The following is a 19,208-nucleotide window of genomic DNA, read 5'->3' as shown; positions in this document are numbered from 1 at the left end:
TGCAAGCGTTTACATGACTTAGATCGACGATTGGCCCGTTTGACCCATATCGGCCCGAAAAACCCCTCGTCGGAGAGTCAAATTCCCGCCATTGGTCGTTCCCTGGTCTGCAAACGTTTGCAAATCGGTGCTGTTGACTCTATTCAGCACGGCCAGAGGCGCGCAGAACCGCGGGTGCGAGACCGGCGGCAGACCAGTCGCCCTCGAACGCAATGACCGCGAGCGCGGAGGTCGACATCCGCACCGATTCCCCCGTCAGCAGGGCGATCAGGCTCTCGATCCCCGGGTTGTGGCAGACCAGAACCACGGTGACCGCATCGTCGGGCAGCTCACGTACGACCCCGAGAAGCTGCCCCGCCGAGGCGGCGTATGCACGTTCGTCGATCCGGGTGGCGGGCCGGGCGCCGAGTTCCGCCGAGACGAGCTCCCAGGTGGTCACGGCCCGATTGGCCGGCGAAACGACGGCCAGGTCGATCCCGGCCACGCTGCTGGCCAGCCAGCGTCCGGCCAGCGGTGCCTGGTCCCGACCCCGACCGTTGAGCGGGCGGTCGATGTCTGCCTCGTCGCCTGCCCAATCGGACTTGGCGTGCCGCAGCAGGATCAGTGTGCGCTCGGACCGCGCGGTCTGCTCGTCGGTCGATGGTTCGGGAATCGATGGTCCGTCGTGTCGCTGCGCCATGTGGCCCAGTCTGCCACCGTTCGGTCGGCCGCCACCGTTCGGGGCAGGGTCGCCTTACGATGGCAGGCATGACACCCCCCGCCCAGCAGGTCGCCGGTCTCGTTCTCGCCGCCGGAGCCGGCTCACGCTACGGGATGCCGAAGGCGCTCGTCGTGGCGAAGGACGGCAGGTCCTGGCTGGCCGGGGCGGCCCACACGCTCGCCGCCGCCGGCTGCAGCCCGGTCATCGTGGTACTCGGGGCCGGGGCCGACAAGGCCACGGCCCTGCTGCGGAGTTCCGGCTTGGACGCCGCGACACCCGCACCGGTGATCGTGCGGGCCGAGGATTGGGCCGACGGGGTCTCCGCCTCGCTTCGGGCGGGCCTGCTGGCCGCCACCTCCCTCCTCTCGCACCCGGTCGCGGTGGCTGTCGTCCCCGTCGACGTACCCGGGTTGGCCGAGGCGACCGTGCGGCGGCTGATCGGAGCGGCACCGGACGGTCCGGCGGCACTCGGCCCGGCTGATATCGGTCCCGCCACCCTGCGGCAAGCCCGATTCGGCGGGCGGCCCGGGCATCCGGTCGTGATCGGGCGCGCTCACTGGGGTGACCTCGTCGCTTCGCTGGCCGGGGACGCCGGCGCCCGCCCCTACCTGCTCGCGCACGACGTTGTTCGGGTTGAATGCGGCGACCTCGAATCCGGGGCCGACGTCGACACCCCCTGACCGTCGACCCCCTGGCCGTCGACACCCCCTGGCCGGCCAGGCCGCGAGGCGGAACCGGTGGAAATCCCGTCCCCGGCGTGGGAGCCTAGGGGGGTGCCGAAGACTGTCGAACGCCCCGATCTGCAGGAGACGGTATCCCTGGACCGACCATGGGTCACGATCGTCTGGGACGACCCGGTGAACCTGATGTCCTACGTCGCCTACGTCTTCCGCAGCTACTTCGGCGTCACCGCCGAGGATGCGGAGCGCCTGATGCTGCAGGTGCACAACACCGGTCGAGCCGTCGTCGCCACGGGCAACCGGGAAGCGATGGAGCGACACGTCGAGGCCATGCACGGTTACGGCCTGTCGGCAACGCTGGCCAGGGAGGACTCGTGATGCAGTTCGAGCCGGCCGCGGAAGGGCGCGTGTCGGCGCATTTCGAACTGGTCGAGGTGGGGCTGCTCCGCCTGGCGACAAGCCAGCTGGTTGAGATGCTCGAGGCCAGCGACGCGAGCGCCCCGGCCGAGGCAGCCGACCCCGCCCTGAAACGACTGCTGCCGGATGCCTATCACGACGACCCGGAGGCCGCGGCGGAGTTCCGGCGCTTCACCGCCGGCGATCTCCTCGACCGCAAGGTCCTCAACGCGAAGGTCGTGCTGGCGACTCTGGGCGACGAACCGCTGGACCCGATCTCGGACGAGCCGGACGAGAGTCTGCTCCAGGACGACTATGACGAGGCGCCGCTCGCGATCGTGCTCGACCCGCCGGACGTGCAGTCCTGGCTCCGCACCCTCACCGACCTCCGCCTCACCCTGGCCGAACGCCTCGATATCGCCCCGGACGGGGTGCCCCGGCGGGACTCGGAGGACGCCCCATTCCTGCACGACGTCTACGAGTGGTTGGGGATGGTGCAGGAGTCCCTCGTCTACGCCATCGACGTCTGACCCTGACTAACCGACCACGGGAATGGCGAGCAGCGCCTCGTAGGCCCGCCGTGGTCCCGCGCCGTCGGCGAGAGAGTCACTGAGCCGGTCCAGGTGCAGTCGGGCCGGGCCATCGAGGGCGAGCAGGGCCGCGGCCGCCACCTTGAGCTCGTCGACGGTGACGGTGTTCGGGTCGAGGGCGAGCCCGAATCCGGCCCTCTCGATCGCGGCGGCGCCGGCGAACTGGTCGGTCGAGAAGGGCAGCACGAGCAGCGGCACCCCGGCGGTCATCGCCTCGGTGACGCTGTTATTGCCGCCGTGGGTCACGGCCATCACCGCCCGGCGGAGCAGGGTGACCTGGGGCAGGAATCCGCGCACCAGCCACCCGTCGGGGATCGGACCGAGTTCGGCCGGGTCGGTCACGCCCGTCGCGATCGCGACCCGCACGGCCAGGCCGCCCAACGCCGCCGCCACCCGGGCGAGCACGTCGCCGCGCACGGAGAGAAAGCTGCCGAAGCTCACGTAGACGACCGGCAGGATGCCGTCCGCCAGCCACCGTTCGACCTCGTCGTCGCGGGCCTCCTCGCGCACAGCGGAGCCGAGGAACGCGTGCGGCGGCAGCAATGCGGTGCGGGCCGGGTCGTGCAACTCGGCCGGATAGTTGAGCAGGAGCACCTCGCCCGACTGGGCGAAGGCATCCTGGCTCGGGGCCGCCGTCGGATCAAGCGAGAGCAGGGCGGCGTTCCACTGCGCCGTGAACGCATCGCGCACCCGCTCACAGACCAGTCGCAGGGCGCCGAGCGCGGCCGGGTCCGGTCGGAACGCGACCGGCCACTCCGGCGGGAAGCCGTACACCTCGTCGCCGAGCGGCAGGGCCGACGGATGCCCGAGCACGACGTCCGCATGAAGAATGCCCGCGCTCTGCAACGCGAGCCGGGCGCTGAACGCGAGGTGGTCGACGATCACGTGGTCGGGATTCACCTCACGCACGATCCGCTGCACCGCGCGGGCGACCTCAACCGGGTTCCAGAGCAGGTCGGCACTGCGCGCCTCGGCCTGGAACAGGAGCGTCTCCACCATTCCCAGCCTGGTCGCGTCGAAGAAACCACGGAGGGCGTCGTCCTCACCGCTCGGCTGTTGCTCCGCCCGGATCGTGCCTGGATTCGAGCCGCGGCCCAGTTGCAGGTTGATCCGTTCGAAACCGAAGGCGCTCACGATCTCCGCGGTGGCGGGGCCGCTGGCCACGACGACGCGTTCGCCTGCCTGCTGCCAGGCCGTGCCCAGGGTCGCCAGGGGAAAGAGGTGTGAGGCGTAGTCGGGGCTGATGATCAGCAGCGTCATGACGGGCGCCGCATCGCGACGGGCTCGACACTCGGGAGCGAGACCGCCTGGTAGACCCCCGCCAGGGTGGACGCCATGGCCTGAATCGTGAACGAGCGGGTCACCATCTCGGCGGCGCGCTCGGCGAAGGCGGTCCCGGACGGTCCGGCCGCGATGGCCAGGGCGTCGGTGATCCCGCGGGCCAGTGCTGCCGGGTCGCCGGTGTCCACGAGCAGGCCGGTCACCCCGTTCTCGACGTAGGTTGCCGGTCCGCCCGAGTTCGGGGCCACCACCGGCAGGCCGGTCGCCATCGCCTCGAGCAACGCGATCCCGAATTCCTCCTTCATGCTCGCGCAGACATACACGCCCATCGGTGCGGCCAATCCGGTGCGGCCGAACCGCGTCGCCGCGAGCCACCGGGCCACGGTGTCGTTGCTGCGATGCCCGGCGAGCAGGACACCCCGGCCGGCGGCATCCGCGAGCGGCACGACCAGAGCGATCCGGTCCAGCTGGGCGCGCTCGTCCGCCGACGGGGCGTGCAGGTCACCGCCGACGATGAGGAGGTTGCACGCCGCGCTCAGGGCGGGATCCGCCGCCCAGGCCTCAACGAGGGCGGCCATGCCCTTCACCGGGTGCAGCCTCCCGACCGTGATGGCGAGCGGCAGGTCCCGGCGCTCCGGTGGAAGGGTGGCGAGCAGGTCGTCGAGATCGGAGAACGCCGCGGCGCCGACCGCGCTCACGGGGCCGGCTGCGTCCGCGCGCGCGGCCGCGGCATCCGCCAGCGCCAGCCCGGTCACGGCCAGGTCGATACCCTCGGCGATCACGGAGTGCCGCTCCGGATGCTCCAGGAGGTCGATTCCGACGAGGTCACGCAGGTCCCGCTGCAGGTCTGGCCGAGGGAAGATCACCGTGTGCGCGGCATCCGCGGCCGTTCGCTGCACGAGTCGCACCCGGAACCAGAAGTGTTCGGCCGCATCGATGGTGCCGAAATTCGCGCGGGTCAACGCGCCGGAGTCGTCCAGTGAGCGGATGACGCCGTGCGGGTCAGGTGCCACGGTGAACACGATGGGGATGTCCAGCTCCCTGGCGACGGTGGCGGCGGCGAGGGTGCCGACGTCCCCCATCCGCAGGTGGATCGCGTCGACCGTTCCCGCGGCACGCAGGATGCGACGGATGCCCCGTTGGGTCGCGATCCGACGCGGCCAGGCGTCGACGGAGGCGACCGACTCGCCGAGGAACGGGACGGTCGCGAAGGCGTGCGTGGCCAGACTGGATCCGGCCTCCGCCAGGGAGTCGAAGGCGGCGGTGAAGCCGCCCCTGGACAGCGTGAGCACGCGTTCGACCCGTCGTTCGCGGTCGGGGCCCGTCTCGGTGACGAGGGCGTCGCCGAGGCGCACCAGCAGGGTCGCGATCCCGCCGTTGTCGCCGGCGCCGACCTGGCTGAGGTCACGGTCGATGTCGGCGTGCAGGAAGAGCTGGGCGATCGTCGCCCCCCGGCTCCAGGGCGGTCGGGGGTAGGCCGGCACGGTCAGGTCGACCATGGCGAGCCTGGCCACCTCGGCGAGCACATCGTCTCCCCCGGCCAGTTGGGCCACGATCGCGATGGTGGTGTCGTTCGGGCCGAGGTCGCCGAGGGCGGCGATGGCGGCCACCCGCACCTCGGTCGCCTCGGACGGGTCCACGGCGACGCGGCGGAGCAGCCGCTCGGGGATGCGACCGGAGACGAGACCGAGCGTTTCAACCAGGCGGGACCGGGGCCCGGGCGAGGCCACCCCGACCAGGGCTCCCTCGAGGGCGAGGGCCGTGTGGTCGGGCACGGAGGACGCCCATTGTTCGAGGGTGCGCTGCGCGATCATCCCGGGGAAGCCGCCGGCGACGACCAGGGAGACCAGGCCGGAGATGGCGTCGAGGCGCGGCAGTCGCGCGCCGAAGGCCCAGGCCGCATGCTCGCGGATGAACGGGGTCTCGTCGCCGAGCAGGGAAACGAGCACATCGTCCGCCGACTCGTCGAAGACCTGAGCGAGCGCATGGATCGCCGCGATCGCGGTGAGCTGGTCCCCCGGGTCGACCGCGGCCTGGGCGAGCAGGCGCACGGCCCGGACGCCGCCGTCCCGGCTCGCGGCGACGGTGAGGTCGTCCGCGGCGCGGATGCTCTCCAGGATCGAACGCGCCTGGCGCAGGGTGTCCAGGGTCGTATGGGTTCCCACGGGGCATTCTCCCTGTCGTCGGTGCAATCGGGCCGCGCAAGCTGGCGAGCCCGGCCGGGTTATCGAGTCAACATCATTTGCCTGACCAGCGCTCAGATAGCGGCTGGGAATCCGCCGAGACTTCCGCGCCTGGTCCATTTACCGCGCATCGGGGGCAGGATGGACGTATGACCCGTCGCGCACCGATCGAAGACATCAACGAGAACACCCTGCGGATCAAGAAGCCGAAGAAGTCGGCGGCCGGGCTGGAGGCCGTGGTCGTCGCCCTCGAACGCGGTGTCGCGCAGGCGGGCGTCAGCCGTACCGCGCGTGCGCTGCTGCGCCTCAACCAGCGCGACGGCACCGACTGCCCCGGCTGTGCCTGGCCGGAGTCGCTGGGTCACCGCAAGACGGCAGAATTCTGCGAGAACGGCGCCAAGGCCGTCGCCGAGGAGAGCACCGTGCGCACCGTCACGCCGGAGTTCTGGGCCGAGCACGGGGTCGCCGAGCTGGCCGGCAAGACCGACTACTGGCTGGGCAACCAGGGCCGGATCACCCATCCGGTCGTCATCCGCCCCGGCGACACGCACTACTCGCAGATCAGCTGGAACGACGCCTTCGACCTGATCGGCGAGACCATCCGGGCGACGACCCCCGACCGCACCGTGTTCTACACCTCGGGGCGCACCGCCAACGAATCCGCTTTCCTGTACCAGCTGTTCGCCCGTTCGCTCGGCACGAACAACCTGCCGGACTGCTCCAATATGTGCCACGAATCGTCGGGGTCCGCGTTGAACCCCACGATCGGCATCGGCAAGGGCACCGTCTCGCTCGAAGACATCCATGAGGCAGAGCTGATCCTCGTCGTCGGCCAGAATCCGGGCACCAACCACCCCCGGATGCTGTCGGCCCTCAAGGAATGCAAGGACAACGGGGGCAAGATCGTCGCCGTCAACCCGCTTCCGGAGGCCGGGCTGTTCACCTTCAAGGACCCCCAGACGCTGTCCGGGCTCATCGGCAGCGGCACCGCACTCGCCGACGAGTACCTCCAGATCAAGGTCGGCGGCGACCTGGCCCTGTTCCAGGCTCTCGGCCACCTGCTGCTCGAGGAGGAGGAGCGCGTGCCGGGATCGGTCGTCGACCACGCGTTCGTCGAAGCCAACACGGCCGGCCTGGACGAGTACCGGGCCGCCCGCTCTGTGATCGACTGGGACGAGACCGAGAAGGCGACCGGCCTGTCTCGGCTGCAGATCGCCAGCGTCGCCCGGCTCCTGGTCGGTTCGAAGGCCACGATCATCTGCTGGGCTCTCGGCCTCACCCAGCAGCCCCACTCGGTGAACACGCTCAAGGAGATCATCAACCTGCTCCTGCTGCAGGGCAACTTCGGCAAACCCGGCGCGGGAGCCTGCCCGGTGCGCGGTCACTCCAATGTGCAGGGCGACCGCACGATGGGCATCTGGGAGAAGCCGCACGAGTGGATGCTCGCCGCCCTGGAGAAGGAATTCGGCATCGAGGCGCCGCGCAAGCACGGGTTCGATTCCGTCGACACGGTCGAGGCGTTCGAGAACGACGACGTCGACGTGTTCATTTCGATGGGCGGCAACTTCGCGTCGGCGTGCTCGGACACCGTGGCCCTGGAGGCCGCGATGCAGCGGGTGGGGCTCACCGTGCACGTGTCGACCAAGCCGAACCGCTCGCACGTCAAGCACGGGATGACGTCGTTGATCCTGCCGACCCTCGGCCGCACGGACACCGACGACAAGCATCCGGGCGGCCGTCAGCTGCTCTCGATCGAGGACTCGATGTCGGTCGTGCGCTCGACGCAGGGTCGGCTGGAACCGGTGTCCGACCATTTGCTCGCCGAGCCCGTCATCGTGGCGCGGATGGCCGCAGCAACCCTCGGCGACGACCACATGGTCGACTGGAAGGCGATGGCGGAGGACTATGACGTGATCCGTGACCACATCTCCCGGGTGTTGCCCGGCTTCGCCGATTTCAACACGCGGCTCAGAACGAAGAACGGTTTCGTGCTGCCCAATCCCCCGCGCGACAGCCGCAGCTTCGCCACCGATATCGGCCGGGCCCGGTTCACGGTCAGCCCGTTGGAGTACCTCACCCCGCCGGCCGGGCACCTGATCCTGCAGACCATCCGTAGCCACGACCAGTACAACACCACGATCTACGGGCTCGATGACCGTTACCGCGGCGTCTCCAACGGCCGCCGGGTGATCCTCATCCACGAGGAGGATGCCGCGGAGCTCGGCTTCGCCAACCAGGACGTCGTCGACGTGATCAGCACCTTCCGGGGCGAGGAGCGCCGGGCGAACGAGTTCCGGCTGGTGTTCTACCCGACCCCGCGCGGCTGCGCGGCGGCGTACTTCCCCGAGGCGAACGCCCTGATGCATCGGGAACTCGTCGCCCGCGAGTCGAACACCCCCGGCTTCAAGGCGATGGCCGTGCGTTTCATCGCGCACGAACCGGTCGAGGTCCCGCAGCTCAGCTGACCCGCCCCGCCCCGCGCCGCCGCGCCCCTTTCCGCAGCCCGCGCCCTCCGCCGCGGTCGCGGGCTGCGGTTTCGGGCGCGGCGAGACAGCCCTGCGACACTGGGCCGACACCCCACGGAGGATCACCATGACCACGCCACGCACCTGGACCGGCCACGTCTTCATCGCGACGAGCGTCGACGGCTACATCGCCAGGCCGGACGGTGGGCTGGACTGGCTCACCGACGGGCCGGCGCCCGACGGCGACGGTGGCTACTCAGAGTTCACGGCCGCGATCGATCACCTGCTGATGGGCCGCGGCACCTACGAGACGGTGGCCGCCTTCGACCCCTGGCCGTACTCGCGGATGAGGGTCGTCGTGCTCAGCAGCACGCTCAGCACGGACGACGACCGCGTCACCGTTGTGCGCAGCCTCGACGACGCCGTCGACTTCCTCACCGACGCCGGTGCCGAGCGCGTGTACGTCGACGGCGGCCGGGTCATCACGTCCTGCCTCGCCGCGGGCCTCATCGACGACCTGGTGATCACCCGGGTCCCCGTGCTGCTCGGCGCCGGGCTGCCGCTGTTCGGGGCGCTGCCGGCGGATGTCCGGCTCGAGTCCCTGGCCGCCGCCCCGATCGGCGGCGGGATGGTCCAGGAACGCTACACCGTGGTGCGCTGAGCGCTCTCGGCCCGTTCGCTCTCGGCCCGTTCGCTCTCGACGATCCGTTCGTCGCCGGTGTAGATCACCATCGAATCGCCCCGGAGAAAGCCGACAAGCGTCATGCCCACCTCGGCCGCGAACTCGGCCGCCAGCGACGACGGCGCCGAGACGGCGGCGAGCACCGGGATGCCGGCCATCATCGCTTTCTGGGCCAGCTCGAAGCTGGCCCGGCTCGACACCATGAGCACCGTGCCCGTCAGGGGCAGCAGGTTCTCCTTGACCGCCCAGCCGATGACTTTGTCGACCGCGTTGTGGCGGCCCACGTCCTCCCGCAGCACGAGCATCCGCCCGGTGGCGGCGTCGAACAACGCGGCAGCGTGGATTCCCCCGGTCTTCTCGAACACGGTCTGCTCAGCGCGTAGCCGGTCAGGGAAAGTCGTGAGCAGTTCCGCGTCGACTCGCACCGGATCATCCACCACCGGGAACGAGGACTTCGTGCGCACGGCGTCGATGCTGGCCTTGCCGCAGAGGCCGCAGGAGCTGGTGGTGAGGAATGACCGTTCCAGGCTCGGGTCGGGCGGCGCAACCCCCGGGGCGAGCGACACGTCGAGCACGTTGTAGGTGTTGAGCCCGTCGACGGTGGCGCCGGCGCAGTAGCGGGCGGCAAAGAAGTGCTCCCCCGTTGTGATGACGCCCTCGGAGACGAGGAAGCCGGCGGCCAGGTCGAAATCGTTGCCCGGCGTGCGCATCGTCACGGCCAGGGAACGACCGTTCACCCGTATTTCCAGGGGCTCCTCCACGGCGAGCACGTCTTCACGGCTGGTGGGCGGATGCCCGGTCGTCAGTCGCACGACCTTGCGCCGGGCGGTGATTCTGCTCATCAGGTCTCAACCTCCGATGTAGGACATTTCGATCTTCTTCTTGCCGGCCGCCCGCAGCTGGATCGTCTTGGCGCTGCGCAGCTGGGAGTAGCGGTCGGTGCGTTCCCGCCAGATCTGCGCCATCACGCTGGTGAGCTGTTCGTCGGTGCAACCCCCGCGCATCAGGGCGCGCAGGTCGTGACCGTCGGTGGCGAACAGGCAGGTGAACAGTTTGCCGTCGGTGGAGACCCGCGCCCGGGAACAGGAATGGCAGAACGACTGGGTGACGCTGGAGATCACGCCGATCTCGCCGCTCCCGTCGCGATACCGCCAGCGGCGAGAGGTCTCGCCGTCGTAGTTCGGGGCCACCTCTTCCAACGGCAGTTCGGCGTTGATCAGGTCGAGCACCTCGCGGGACGGCACGACGGCGCCCATTTCCCAGCCGTTGCTGGAACCGACGTCCATGAATTCGATGAAGCGGAGGATGTACGGGGTGCCCTTGAAGTGCCGGGCCATGGCCACGATGTCGTGCTCGTTCTGGCCACGCTTGACCACCATGTTGATCTTGATCGGGCCGAGGCCCACCTCGTGCGCCACGTCGATCCCGTTCAAGATCTTCGCCACCGGGAAGTTCACGTCGTTCATCGTTCGGAAGGTCGCGTCGTCGAGAGAGTCGAGCGACACGGTCACCCTGGTGAGCCCGGCATCCTTCAGCGCCTGCGCCTTCACGGCGAGCGCCGACCCATTCGTCGTCAGGGCGATGTCGACGGGTCGCCCGTCGGGGGTGCGGAGGGCGGCGAGCATGGCGACGAGTTCCTCGAGGCCCTTGCGCAGCAGCGGTTCCCCGCCGGTGAGACGGATCTTCTCGACCCCGTGGGCGACGCTGATCCTGGCCAGCCTGGTCATCTCCTCGAAGGAGAGCAGTTCGTCGCGTTCCATGAAGGCGAAGTCCTTGCCGAAGACCTCCTTCGGCATGCAGTAGACGCAGCGGAAGTTGCAGCGGTCGGTGACGGAGATCCGCAGGTCGTGCAGCGGCCGGTTGAGCGTGTCGGCGACCCGGCCCGTCGCGGTTTCGGTCACCGCGGGGAGGTCCGCCAGGGAACTGTAGAACCTGGGGACGGGTTCCTGATTTTCGGCACCGGTCATGTCACCACACTAATCGCGCCGGCCGGGAACGATAGGCCGCCGGGTCTCGACAGGCTCGACCACCGGGAAACCTGAAGGAGAGGCCGCCGGGTCTCGACAGGCTCGACCACCGGGAGACCTGAAGGAGAGGCCGCCGGGTCTCGACAGGCTCGACCACCGGGAAACCTGAAGGAGAGGCCGCCGGGTCTCGACAGGCTCGACCACCGGGAAACCTGAAGGAGAGGCCGCCGGGTCTCGACAGGCTCGACCACCGCATGGCTCGACCACCGCATGGCTCGACCACCGCATGGCTCGACTCGCACGCGGTGATCGAGCTTGTCGAGATCCCGGTTTTGGGAGCCGGCCCGCGGGATCCGCGGATCCCGACAGGCCGGCCGGTGAGCGGCGCCGCTTACTTCACGTAGCCGTTCGGGTTGAGGACATACTTCGTGGCCGCGCCGGCGTCGAACTCGGCGTACCCGCGCGGGGCATCCTCGAGGGTGATCGCCTGGGCGTTGACCGCCTTCGCGATCTGCACCTTGTCGTGCAGGATCGCCATCATCAGCTGCCGGTTGTACTTCATCACCGGGCACTGTCCGGTGGTGAAGGACAGCGACTTTGCCCAGCCGAGGCCCAGCCTGATCGACAGGGAACCGACCTTCGCGGCCTCGTCGACCCCGCCCGGGTCACCGGTGACGTACAGCCCGGGGATGCCCATGGCGCCACCGGCGGCCGTGATCGTCATCAGCGAGTTCAGTACGGTTGCCGGCCGTTCCTCCCCCGCGCTCTGGCCGTGTCCGCGTGCCTCGAAGCCGACCGCGTCCACACCGGCGTCGACCTCGGGAACCCCGAGGATCTGCTCGATCTGGTCCTGCGGGTCGCCCTTGCGGAGGTCGATGGTCTCGCAGCCGAAGCTGCGGGCCTGCGCCAGCCGCTCCTCGTTGAGGTCGCCGACGATCACGACGGCGGCGCCCAGCAGGTGCGCGGATGCCGCGGCCGCCAGGCCGACCGGTCCGGCCCCGGCGACGTACACCGTGGACCCCGTTCCGACACCCGCGCTGACCGCACCGTGATAGCCGGTCGGGAAGATGTCGGAGAGCATGGTGAGGTCCATGATCTTCTCCAGCGCCTGGTCGCGGTCCGGGAACTTCAACAGGTTCCAGTCCGCGTAGGGCACCAGCACGTACTCGGCCTGTCCGCCGACCCAGCCACCCATGTCGACATAGCCATAGGCGCTGCCGGGGCGGTCGGGGTTGACGTTGAGGCAGATCCCGGTCTTGCGCTCCTTGCAGTTCCGACACCGCCCGCAGGAGATGTTGAACGGCACCGAGACGATGTCCCCGACCTTGATGAACTCCACGTCTGGCCCGGTCTCAACCACCTCACCGGTGATCTCGTGCCCGAGGACGAGGTCCATCGGTGCGGTCGTGCGACCGCGGACCATGTGCTGGTCCGAGCCGCAGATGTTCGTGGTGACCGTGCGGAGGATGACGCCGTGCGGCACCTTCCTGCCGACGTTCGCCGGGTTCACGCCCGGCCCGTCCTTCAGTTCGAAGCTCGGGTAGTCGATGTCGATGACCTCGACGTGACCCGGGCTCTTGTAGGCAACTGCTCTGTTCCCCGTCATGAAAGTACCTTCCTAGTTCCTTGTCGTCATTTCTCGAAACGCGGCCCCTTCGGTCGCGCGAGATTGCAGGGGATTTCTAGTTGGTGCCCTACCACTCGACAACAAAAACCCTGAGAATACAAGGGGATTCACCGATCCGCAGCCGAACCCCCGAATCAGCGCCTAGCGTGGGAGTATGGCCCTTTCCCCTCTCGTCGAGCCCGTGGCGCAGCTCAGCGCCGCCGAGTCCGCTCGCACAGCCCGCCAACGCCGTCTTCCCCAGCTGAACGAGCTCGGCCAGCGCCGCCTCGCGAACGCGAGGGTACTCGTGCTGGGCGCCGGGGGTCTGGGCTCCCCCGCCCTGATCTATCTCGCAGCTGCCGGGGTCGGCACGATCGGTATCGTCGACAGTGACGATGTCGAGCCCAGCAACCTGCAGCGTCAGATCGTGCACGGAACCGAGGACGTGGGCCGGCCCAAGGTGGTCAGCGCGGCGGAGTCGATCGCGGCGATCGCGCCGGAGGCGCGAGTGGTGCAGCACGCCGAACGGCTCACCGCCGACAATGCGGCGACCATCATCGGCGGCTACGACGTGGTCATCGACGGCACGGACAACTTCCCGACCCGGTTCCTGGTGAACGATGTCTGCGCCGCGCTCGGGCTGCCGCTGGTGTGGGCATCCGTGTTGCGCTTCGACGCCCAGCTTTCGGTTTTCTGGGCCACGCCCCCCGCCGACAGCGGACTCGTCGGGGTGCATCTGCGGGACCTCTTCCCGACCCCACCCGCCGACGGCGAGGTGCCCAATTGCGCCGAGGCCGGCGTGCTGGGCGCCCTCTGCGGCCAGGTCGGCTCGTTGATGGCCACCGAGGCGATCAAGCTCATCGCCGGGATCGGCACCCCGCTGATCGGGCGCATCCTGGTGATCGACGCCCTGTCCGGTCGTTTCAGTGAGGTGCCGCTGGTCGGTACCGGCATCGCCGCGACCGACCCCCGGCCGGCCCCGGTCGACGCCGCCCCGGTCCCCGCCTGGCCGGTGGTCACTGCAACCGAGCTCGCCGACCGCCTGGCCGCGCTGGCCGCCGGCGGCGACCCGTTCCTCGTCGTCGACGTGCGCGAACCCGACGAGCACGCCGAGAGCGCGGTGCCCGGCGCGGTGCTGCTGCCACTGGGCAGCCTCCTCACCGAGGAGGGCCTGGCCTCCCTGCCGACGGATGTTCCGCTCGTGCTGCACTGCCACCAGGGTTCCCGGGCCCAGACCGCCGCAACCGCCCTGCACCTGGCCGGATTCACCGGGCTGTCCGTGCTCTCGGGTGGCATCGTCGCCTGGGACACCGCGGTGGCCGCCGGCACCGCGCCCGGCTCGGGAAGCAAGTGGGCCGCGGCCGAATCCCTCTCGAACGGGAACTGACCGATGCGCCACAACGGGACAGCGGACCAGCAGGCGCGAGAGCACGAGCGGGCGCACGGGCATTCCGCCCCTGATGCCTGCGCCGCCCCGGCCGACGCCGAGACCGTGGCCGAGCACCTTGCCGCCGTGCTCCAGATCGCCGCTCCCCTCGCCCCCGCGCTCACCTCCCTCGACGCGGCCCACGGTCTGGTACTGGCCGAAGACATCCACAGCGCCACCGCGACGCCCCCGTTCGACAACTCGGCAATGGACGGGTACGCCGTGCGCCGGGCCGACCTGCTCGGCGCCTCGGCGCGGAACCCCATATCCCTGCAGGTCGTCGCCGACCTCGCCGCCGGGACGAGCGAGAATCCTGCCCTGGACCCGGGGCAGGCCGCACGGATCATGACCGGCGCCCCTCTCCCCGACGGCGCGGACGCCGTCGTGCCGATCGAGGACACCGACCACGGCGGCCTCTATTTCGCCTCCGTGCTGCGCGAGCCGGAGCCGGCCGCGCACATCCGTCGAGCCGGAGAGGACGCCCGCGCCGGCGACATCGTGCTCACCGCCGGATCCGTGCTCTGGCCCACCCGCCTCGCCGCCGCGGCGAGCGCGGGCAGATCGTCGCTGCTGGCCCAGCCCGCCCCACGGGTGGCCGTGATCTCGACCGGCAGTGAGTTGGTCACCCCCGGCGAGGTCCCCCGGCGCGGGCAGATCCCCGACTCCAACTCCTACCTCCTGGCCGCGGCCGTCGCCGAGGCCGGCGGCGTGCCGATCAGGATCGGAGCGGTACCCGACGACGAGAACACCCTCCGGGATCTCATCACGACCCTCGCCGACACCGTCGACGCGATTGTGCTCTCCGGCGGGGTCAGCGTCGGCGTCTACGACGTGGTCAAGGCCGTACTCGCGCCCCTGCCGACGATGACCTTCGGCCCGGTCAAGATGCAGCCCGGTAAACCGCAGGGCTTCGGCCGATGGACGACCGACGACGACGCGCCCGGGCCGGTCATCTTCGCGCTGCCCGGCAACCCGGTCAGCGCCTTCGTCTCGTTCGAGGTCTTCGTGCGGCCCGCCCTGCGCAGGCTGGCCGGGCACACCGAGCTGCTCCGGCCCACGGTTACCGCATCCGCCGCGCAGGGCTGGAACTCGCCGGCCGGACGCGCCCAGTACATGCCGGTGACGATCGAGCGCACGGGAACGGGCACGCTGGTGCGCCCCGCGGCCGCCGGCGGCTCGGGCTCGCACCTCGTGGCCGGCCTCGGCCAGGCCACCGGGCTCGCCCTCGTACCGGAGGACGTCACCCGGATTGACGAGGGTGACCTCCTGACTGTCATGCTGTTGTCGTGACCTCAACTCCCGTGACCCCGCACCCGTTCACCCACCTCGATTCGGCCGGTCAGGCCCGGATGGTGGACGTCACCGACAAGCAGCCCACCGTGCGCAGCGCGACCGCGGCCGGGTTCGTGCGCTGCGGCCCGAAGGTCGTTGCCGCGCTCCGGGACGGCAGCACCCCCAAGGGCGACGTGCTGGCGGTGGCGCGCATCGCGGGCATCCAGGGTGCCAAGAAGTGCGCCGACCTGCTCCCCCTCGCCCATGTCATCGGGGTACACGGCGCCGCCGTCGACCTCGCGATCGAGGACGAGGGTGTGCGGGTCACCGCCACCGTTCGCACCGCTGACCGCACCGGGGTCGAGATGGAGGCGCTGACCGCGGTCTCCATCGCCGCGCTGGCCGTCGTCGACATGGTCAAGGGCATGGACAAATCGGTACTGATCGAGAACGTGCGCCTGCTCACCAAGACCGGCGGCAAGTCCGGCGACTGGCACCGCAGCGACGGCTGACCATGTCGCTCCCCGTTCCGCCTCCGAGCCCGGCCGTACCGCCCATCGCTGACCTGATCGTGCTCGCCGGAGGCCGCGGCAGCCGGCTCGGCGGCGCGGTGAAACCGGCCGTGGAGGTGGCCGGTCGCACCCTGCTCTCCCGGGTGCTGGATGCCAGAGGGCTCGCGGACCGCGTCGTCGTCGTCGGGCCGGATTCGGCACGGGAGGCGGCAGGCCCGCAGCCCGCCGGTCTGCTCTGGGCGCTGGAGGATCCGCCGTTCGGAGGCCCGGTCGCCGGCATCGTCGCCGGTCTCGCGGCACTCGACTGCGCGGCCGAGGTAGAACCAGGCCTGGCCCGGAACCCCTGGTTGCTCGTGCTCGCCTGCGACCTGCCCTGGGCGGCGGATGCCGCCGGGCTGTTGATCGTTGCGGCCAGCGCACCCGGGCAACGCGACGGGCCCGGGCAACTCGACAGGCCAGGGCAACTCGACAGGCCAGGGCAACTCGACGGGCCAGGGCAACTCGACGGATTCCACCTGGTCGACGCCGACGGCCGGGAGCAGTGGCTCGCCGGGATCTACCGCGGCGACGCGCTCCGGGCCGGGGTGCGCCGGCTCGGGAGCGAAGCACGGGGAGCGAGCGTGCGGCAGCTTCTGACCGGCCTCTCGCTCCGCGGCATCCGGGATGCCGGCCACGCGGGCAGCGACGTGGACACGTGGCAGGATGTTGAGCAGAGCACCGCGCTTCTGACCCCGTCGCGGAGCACCCCACGGAAGAGTGACGTCACATGAGCAGCCAGGCCCCGCTTCCCCCGGAAGCCCTCGACGATTGGCTGGCCGCCCTCGCCGCCGCCCTCGACCTCGACCCGGCCGACATCCCCGTCGGCCGACTGCTCGACGTGGCTCGTGACGTCGCCCACGGGGTGGCCAGGCCGGCCGCCCCCTTGAGCACCTTCCTGGTCGGGCTCGCTGCCGCCCGGAACGGCGGCACCGCGGCGGACATCGAACGGGCCGCCGCCCTGGCGACCGGACTCGCCCTCAGCTGGGCCGACGACCACCCGCAGGCCGGGCGCTGATGGCCACGGTGCGGTTTTTCGCCGCCGCCGCCGAGGCCGCCGCCGCCGACGGGGCCGCGATCGACGCCGGCACGATCGGCGAATTGCGCTCGGAGCTCACGGTCCGCTTCGGCGCCGAGTTTGACCGCATCCTCGGGCTCTGTTCGCTCCTGGTCAACGGCACCCGGGCGACGGATGACGCGGTCGCCCTCACCCCGACCGACACCGTCGACGTCCTCCCGCCCTTCGCCGGCGGCTGAAGCCCCCACCCCCACCGCGAGAGTGCACTTTACGCCCCTATCGCCGAGCCGAGGGGGCGAAAAGTGCACTTTCGCGGGCGGTGAACCCGCCCGAGCCCCCGCTGCCGGGGAAATGGTGATTTTTCACGGTGTTCCCGCGTTGTCGCCGCGCGCGTGCACGGTCAGGGTGGTAGTTACGCGGGCCGTCGGCGCCCGACCATACGCCCAGGCCAAGGAAGCATATGTCAGTCGCCTCTTCACCGCCCGTGTCCACGCAGCTCAATCCGGACCTGTCGAACTGGGATCCGGAGCATGAAGAAACCTGGGACTCCCGGCTGGCCTGGCGCACCCTGTGGATCACCACCTACGTCCTCACGCTCAGCTTCGCCGCCTGGTACCTGGTCAGCGCGATCGCCCCCCGCCTCAACGACATCGGCTACTCCCTGGCGCCGGCGCAGCTGTACTGGCTCGTCGCCCTGCCCGGCCTGGCCGGCGGCCTGCTGCGCCTGGTCTTCATGTTCCTCCCCCCGATCATGGGCACCCGCGCCCTCGTCGCCATGTCCTCGGCCATGCTGGTGCTGCCCATGCTGGGCTGGACCATCGCGGCCAGGGACACGTCCACCCCGTACTGGGTGCTGCTCTCCCTCGCCTTCGCGGCGGGCATCGGCGGCGGAACCTTCTCCGGTTTCATGGCCTCGACGAGCTATTTCTTTCCGAAGCGCCTCGCCGGCACGGCCCTCGGCCTGCAGGCCGGCCTCGGCAACTTCGGCATCGGACTGATCCAGCTCCTGCTCCCCTGGGTGGTCGGCTTCGGCCTGCTCGGCACCGCCGCGCTCACCCCGCAGAGCAGCGCAAGGGGCGACCTGGTCTGGCTGCACAACGGCGGCCTGGTCCTCATCCCCTGGGCGCTCCTCGGCACCGTGCTGGCGATGATTTACCTGCGCCGGGTGCCAGTCAAGGCGAACTTCCGCGAGCAGATGGACATCTTCCGGATCAAGCACACCTGGATCATGACCGCGATCTACCTGATGAGCTTCGGCGCGTACAGCGGCCTGGCCGCGCAGATGGGCCTGATCATCCTCAACGTCTACGGGGACTTCCCGGATGCCCCGAATCCGCTGGCCTTCGCCTTCATCGGCCCGGTCGTCGGCGCCCTGGTGCGCGCCGCGAGCGGACCGGGCTGCGACCGCTGGGGCGGGGCGATCTTCACCTTCATCGGCGGCGTCGGGATGGTGACCGGCACGGTCTTCACCGCGTTCTTCCTGAACCCGACCAGGGTGGAGGAGTTCTGGGGATTCCTGACCGGGATGATCGTGATCTTCTTCTTCTCCGGCATGGCCAACGCCGGCACGTTCAAGCAGATGCCGATGATCTTCCCGAAGCGCCAGGCCGGCGGCGCCATCGCCTGGACCTCCGCCATCGCCGCCTTCGGACCGTTCATCGTGGGGATCTCACTCACGGCCATCAGCCCGACCGCGTTTTTCATCGGCTGCGCCGTCTTCTGCGTCTTCTGCACCGCCCTCGCCTGGCACTACTACGCCCGTCCGGGCGCCCCCTTCCCCGGCTGACCACCCCGACCCCGCGCATCCTGCCCGCGAGAGTGCAGTTTTTGCCCCTTCAGGCGACCTGAAGGGGCGAAAACTGCACTTTCGCGTGGTTCAGGGGAGGGTCAGTCTCCGGAGGGGGTGGTGACGGTGGTGGACCAGACGGCGGCGGCACCACTGTGACCGATCCGGATGGCCTGCACGCTCGTTCCCGTCCCGGCGAGGAGCGCGGCCGCGATCAGGGCGATGGCGATCCAGCGGGGCGCACGGCGCTCCGCGCGTTCCCGGTGGTTCCACCAGAACAGCACGGCGGCGACGACGACCAGGCCGATGACCCAGGGCAGCAGCCCCTCGGCGAGCTCCACGTGCGTCTCGACCAGGCTCGACTCCGGAACCCGTTCCTGGAGACTCTCCCCCGACTGCTCGGAGAGCGGCACGAGAACGAGGGCCGCCACTGCCAGGCCGAGCGGCAGCAGCCCCGCCCAGCGGCGGAAACGCGGCCACAGCGCCGCGAGGACGACGATCACCGCCGCGGCGGGGACGATGACCTCGGTCGCGTGCACGATCAGGGGGTGCGCGGGCAGGCCGAAAAATGTGTCGAACATGAGTCTCCCAGGGTTACCGGGCAGACG

19 protein-coding genes are annotated in these 19,208 nt (G+C 70.1%); 12 read left to right on the top strand and 7 right to left on the bottom strand.

The annotated features are described in order from the left end of the window. Positions 1–139: 139 nt before the first annotated feature. Positions 140–679: a SixA phosphatase family protein gene (locus tag QMG61_RS00930; protein WP_283492450.1), complete on the bottom strand. Its 540-nt coding sequence runs from the start codon at positions 677–679 to the stop codon at positions 140–142. A gap of 68 nt (positions 680–747) precedes the next feature. Between QMG61_RS00930 and QMG61_RS00925 the strand changes: the two genes are divergently transcribed. The 3 genes from QMG61_RS00925 to QMG61_RS00915 all read left to right on the top strand — a co-directional run bounded on the left by QMG61_RS00925 (position 748) and on the right by QMG61_RS00915 (position 2,306). Beyond that, positions 748–1,380, top strand: coding sequence for a nucleotidyltransferase family protein (locus QMG61_RS00925; protein WP_283492449.1), 633 nt, complete (start codon positions 748–750; stop codon positions 1,378–1,380). A 93-nt stretch (positions 1,381–1,473) separates the two neighbouring features. Further along, positions 1,474–1,758, top strand: a complete 285-nt coding sequence (gene clpS, locus QMG61_RS00920) for an ATP-dependent Clp protease adapter ClpS (RefSeq protein WP_502846981.1) — start codon at positions 1,474–1,476, stop codon at positions 1,756–1,758. Beyond that, a complete protein-coding gene (locus QMG61_RS00915; protein ID WP_283492618.1) occupies positions 1,758–2,306 on the top strand; it encodes a DUF2017 family protein in 549 nt (182 codons plus the stop codon). Before clpS ends, QMG61_RS00915 begins: the two co-directional genes overlap by 1 nt. A gap of 6 nt (positions 2,307–2,312) precedes the next feature. Here QMG61_RS00915 and QMG61_RS00910 read toward each other — a convergent pair whose 3' ends face one another. After that, positions 2,313–3,626 (bottom strand): nucleotide disphospho-sugar-binding domain-containing protein, encoded by a 1,314-nt coding sequence (locus QMG61_RS00910; RefSeq protein WP_283492448.1) that lies wholly within the window; start codon positions 3,624–3,626, stop codon positions 2,313–2,315. Further along, positions 3,623–5,812, bottom strand: coding sequence for a glycosyltransferase (locus tag QMG61_RS00905; RefSeq protein WP_283492447.1), 2,190 nt, complete (start codon positions 5,810–5,812; stop codon positions 3,623–3,625). Before QMG61_RS00905 ends, QMG61_RS00910 begins: the two co-directional genes overlap by 4 nt. 167 nt (positions 5,813–5,979) lie before the next feature. On the opposite strand from QMG61_RS00905, the gene QMG61_RS00900 reads away from it, so the two are divergent. Both QMG61_RS00900 and QMG61_RS00895 read left to right on the top strand, forming a co-directional pair. Continuing rightward, positions 5,980–8,295: an FdhF/YdeP family oxidoreductase gene (locus QMG61_RS00900; protein WP_283492446.1), complete on the top strand. Its 2,316-nt coding sequence runs from the start codon at positions 5,980–5,982 to the stop codon at positions 8,293–8,295. A gap of 127 nt (positions 8,296–8,422) precedes the next feature. Then, a complete protein-coding gene (locus QMG61_RS00895; RefSeq protein ID WP_283492445.1) occupies positions 8,423–8,956 on the top strand; it encodes a dihydrofolate reductase family protein in 534 nt (177 codons plus the stop codon). On the opposite strand, the gene fdhD is transcribed toward QMG61_RS00895, so the two are convergent. The 3 genes from fdhD to fdhA form a co-directional block, all read right to left on the bottom strand. After that, complete coding sequence (gene fdhD / locus QMG61_RS00890) at positions 8,938–9,819, bottom strand: formate dehydrogenase accessory sulfurtransferase FdhD (protein ID WP_283492444.1); 882 nt, start codon at positions 9,817–9,819, stop codon at positions 8,938–8,940. The two genes, QMG61_RS00895 and fdhD, sit on opposite strands and share 19 nt — an antisense overlap. Before the next feature lie 6 nt (positions 9,820–9,825). Continuing rightward, positions 9,826–10,944, bottom strand: a complete 1,119-nt coding sequence (gene moaA, locus QMG61_RS00885; RefSeq protein WP_283492443.1) for a GTP 3',8-cyclase MoaA — start codon at positions 10,942–10,944, stop codon at positions 9,826–9,828. A gap of 391 nt (positions 10,945–11,335) precedes the next feature. After that, positions 11,336–12,550, bottom strand: coding sequence for a formaldehyde dehydrogenase, glutathione-independent (gene fdhA / locus QMG61_RS00880; RefSeq protein ID WP_283492442.1), 1,215 nt, complete (start codon positions 12,548–12,550; stop codon positions 11,336–11,338). Between the two features lie 175 nt (positions 12,551–12,725). Between fdhA and QMG61_RS00875 the strand changes: the two genes are divergently transcribed. From QMG61_RS00875 to QMG61_RS00845, 7 genes are all read left to right on the top strand, one after another. After that, positions 12,726–13,937, top strand: coding sequence for a ThiF family adenylyltransferase (locus tag QMG61_RS00875; RefSeq protein ID WP_283492441.1), 1,212 nt, complete (start codon positions 12,726–12,728; stop codon positions 13,935–13,937). Between the two features lie 3 nt (positions 13,938–13,940). Beyond that, positions 13,941–15,266: a molybdopterin molybdotransferase MoeA gene (locus QMG61_RS00870; protein ID WP_283492440.1), complete on the top strand. Its 1,326-nt coding sequence runs from the start codon at positions 13,941–13,943 to the stop codon at positions 15,264–15,266. Then, positions 15,263–15,760 carry a cyclic pyranopterin monophosphate synthase MoaC gene (moaC, locus tag QMG61_RS00865; protein WP_283492439.1) on the top strand — a complete coding sequence of 166 codons (498 nt, stop codon included), beginning with the start codon at positions 15,263–15,265 and terminating at the stop codon, positions 15,758–15,760. The genes QMG61_RS00870 and moaC overlap by 4 nt, the downstream gene beginning before the upstream one ends. A 2-nt stretch (positions 15,761–15,762) precedes the next feature. After that, entirely contained in the window at positions 15,763–16,530 is a 768-nt protein-coding gene (gene mobA / locus QMG61_RS00860; RefSeq protein WP_283492438.1) for a molybdenum cofactor guanylyltransferase, read from the top strand. Beyond that, positions 16,527–16,814 (top strand): DUF6457 domain-containing protein, encoded by a 288-nt coding sequence (locus tag QMG61_RS00855; RefSeq protein WP_283492437.1) that lies wholly within the window; start codon positions 16,527–16,529, stop codon positions 16,812–16,814. The genes mobA and QMG61_RS00855 overlap by 4 nt, the downstream gene beginning before the upstream one ends. After that, positions 16,814–17,053 (top strand): MoaD/ThiS family protein, encoded by a 240-nt coding sequence (locus QMG61_RS00850; protein ID WP_283492436.1) that lies wholly within the window; start codon positions 16,814–16,816, stop codon positions 17,051–17,053. The genes QMG61_RS00855 and QMG61_RS00850 overlap by 1 nt, the downstream gene beginning before the upstream one ends. Before the next feature lie 221 nt (positions 17,054–17,274). After that, positions 17,275–18,600 (top strand): MFS transporter, encoded by a 1,326-nt coding sequence (locus QMG61_RS00845; RefSeq protein WP_283492435.1) that lies wholly within the window; start codon positions 17,275–17,277, stop codon positions 18,598–18,600. A 101-nt stretch (positions 18,601–18,701) separates the two neighbouring features. Here the strand turns inward: QMG61_RS00845 and QMG61_RS00840 are convergent, their stop codons facing one another. Beyond that, a complete protein-coding gene (locus QMG61_RS00840) occupies positions 18,702–19,181 on the bottom strand; it encodes a DUF2231 domain-containing protein (RefSeq protein ID WP_283492434.1) in 480 nt (159 codons plus the stop codon). Positions 19,182–19,208: the final 27 nt, after the last annotated feature.

The organism is Cryobacterium sp. PH31-AA6, from assembly GCF_030063195.1.
Taxonomy (GTDB): domain Bacteria; phylum Actinomycetota; class Actinomycetes; order Actinomycetales; family Microbacteriaceae; genus Cryobacterium.
This window is presented reverse-complemented; position numbering and strand designations above follow the sequence as displayed.

Coding starts and splice junctions, on each gene's coding strand:
- fdhD (WP_283492444.1), bottom strand. CDS start 9,819: ATGAGCAGAATCACCGCCCGGCGCAAGGTCGTGCGACTGACGACCGGG.
- QMG61_RS00870 (WP_283492440.1), top strand. CDS start 13,941: ATGCGCCACAACGGGACAGCGGACCAGCAGGCGCGAGAGCACGAGCGG.
- QMG61_RS00925 (WP_283492449.1), top strand. CDS start 748: ATGACACCCCCCGCCCAGCAGGTCGCCGGTCTCGTTCTCGCCGCCGGA.
- QMG61_RS00915 (WP_283492618.1), top strand. CDS start 1,758: ATGCAGTTCGAGCCGGCCGCGGAAGGGCGCGTGTCGGCGCATTTCGAA.
- QMG61_RS00900 (WP_283492446.1), top strand. CDS start 5,980: ATGACCCGTCGCGCACCGATCGAAGACATCAACGAGAACACCCTGCGG.
- fdhA (WP_283492442.1), bottom strand. CDS start 12,550: ATGACGGGGAACAGAGCAGTTGCCTACAAGAGCCCGGGTCACGTCGAG.
- moaA (WP_283492443.1), bottom strand. CDS start 10,944: ATGACCGGTGCCGAAAATCAGGAACCCGTCCCCAGGTTCTACAGTTCC.
- QMG61_RS00845 (WP_283492435.1), top strand. CDS start 17,275: ATGTCAGTCGCCTCTTCACCGCCCGTGTCCACGCAGCTCAATCCGGAC.
- QMG61_RS00855 (WP_283492437.1), top strand. CDS start 16,527: ATGAGCAGCCAGGCCCCGCTTCCCCCGGAAGCCCTCGACGATTGGCTG.
- QMG61_RS00895 (WP_283492445.1), top strand. CDS start 8,423: ATGACCACGCCACGCACCTGGACCGGCCACGTCTTCATCGCGACGAGC.
- QMG61_RS00840 (WP_283492434.1), bottom strand. CDS start 19,181: ATGTTCGACACATTTTTCGGCCTGCCCGCGCACCCCCTGATCGTGCAC.
- QMG61_RS00850 (WP_283492436.1), top strand. CDS start 16,814: ATGGCCACGGTGCGGTTTTTCGCCGCCGCCGCCGAGGCCGCCGCCGCC.
- QMG61_RS00930 (WP_283492450.1), bottom strand. CDS start 679: ATGGCGCAGCGACACGACGGACCATCGATTCCCGAACCATCGACCGAC.
- mobA (WP_283492438.1), top strand. CDS start 15,763: ATGTCGCTCCCCGTTCCGCCTCCGAGCCCGGCCGTACCGCCCATCGCT.
- QMG61_RS00910 (WP_283492448.1), bottom strand. CDS start 3,626: ATGACGCTGCTGATCATCAGCCCCGACTACGCCTCACACCTCTTTCCC.
- QMG61_RS00875 (WP_283492441.1), top strand. CDS start 12,726: ATGGCCCTTTCCCCTCTCGTCGAGCCCGTGGCGCAGCTCAGCGCCGCC.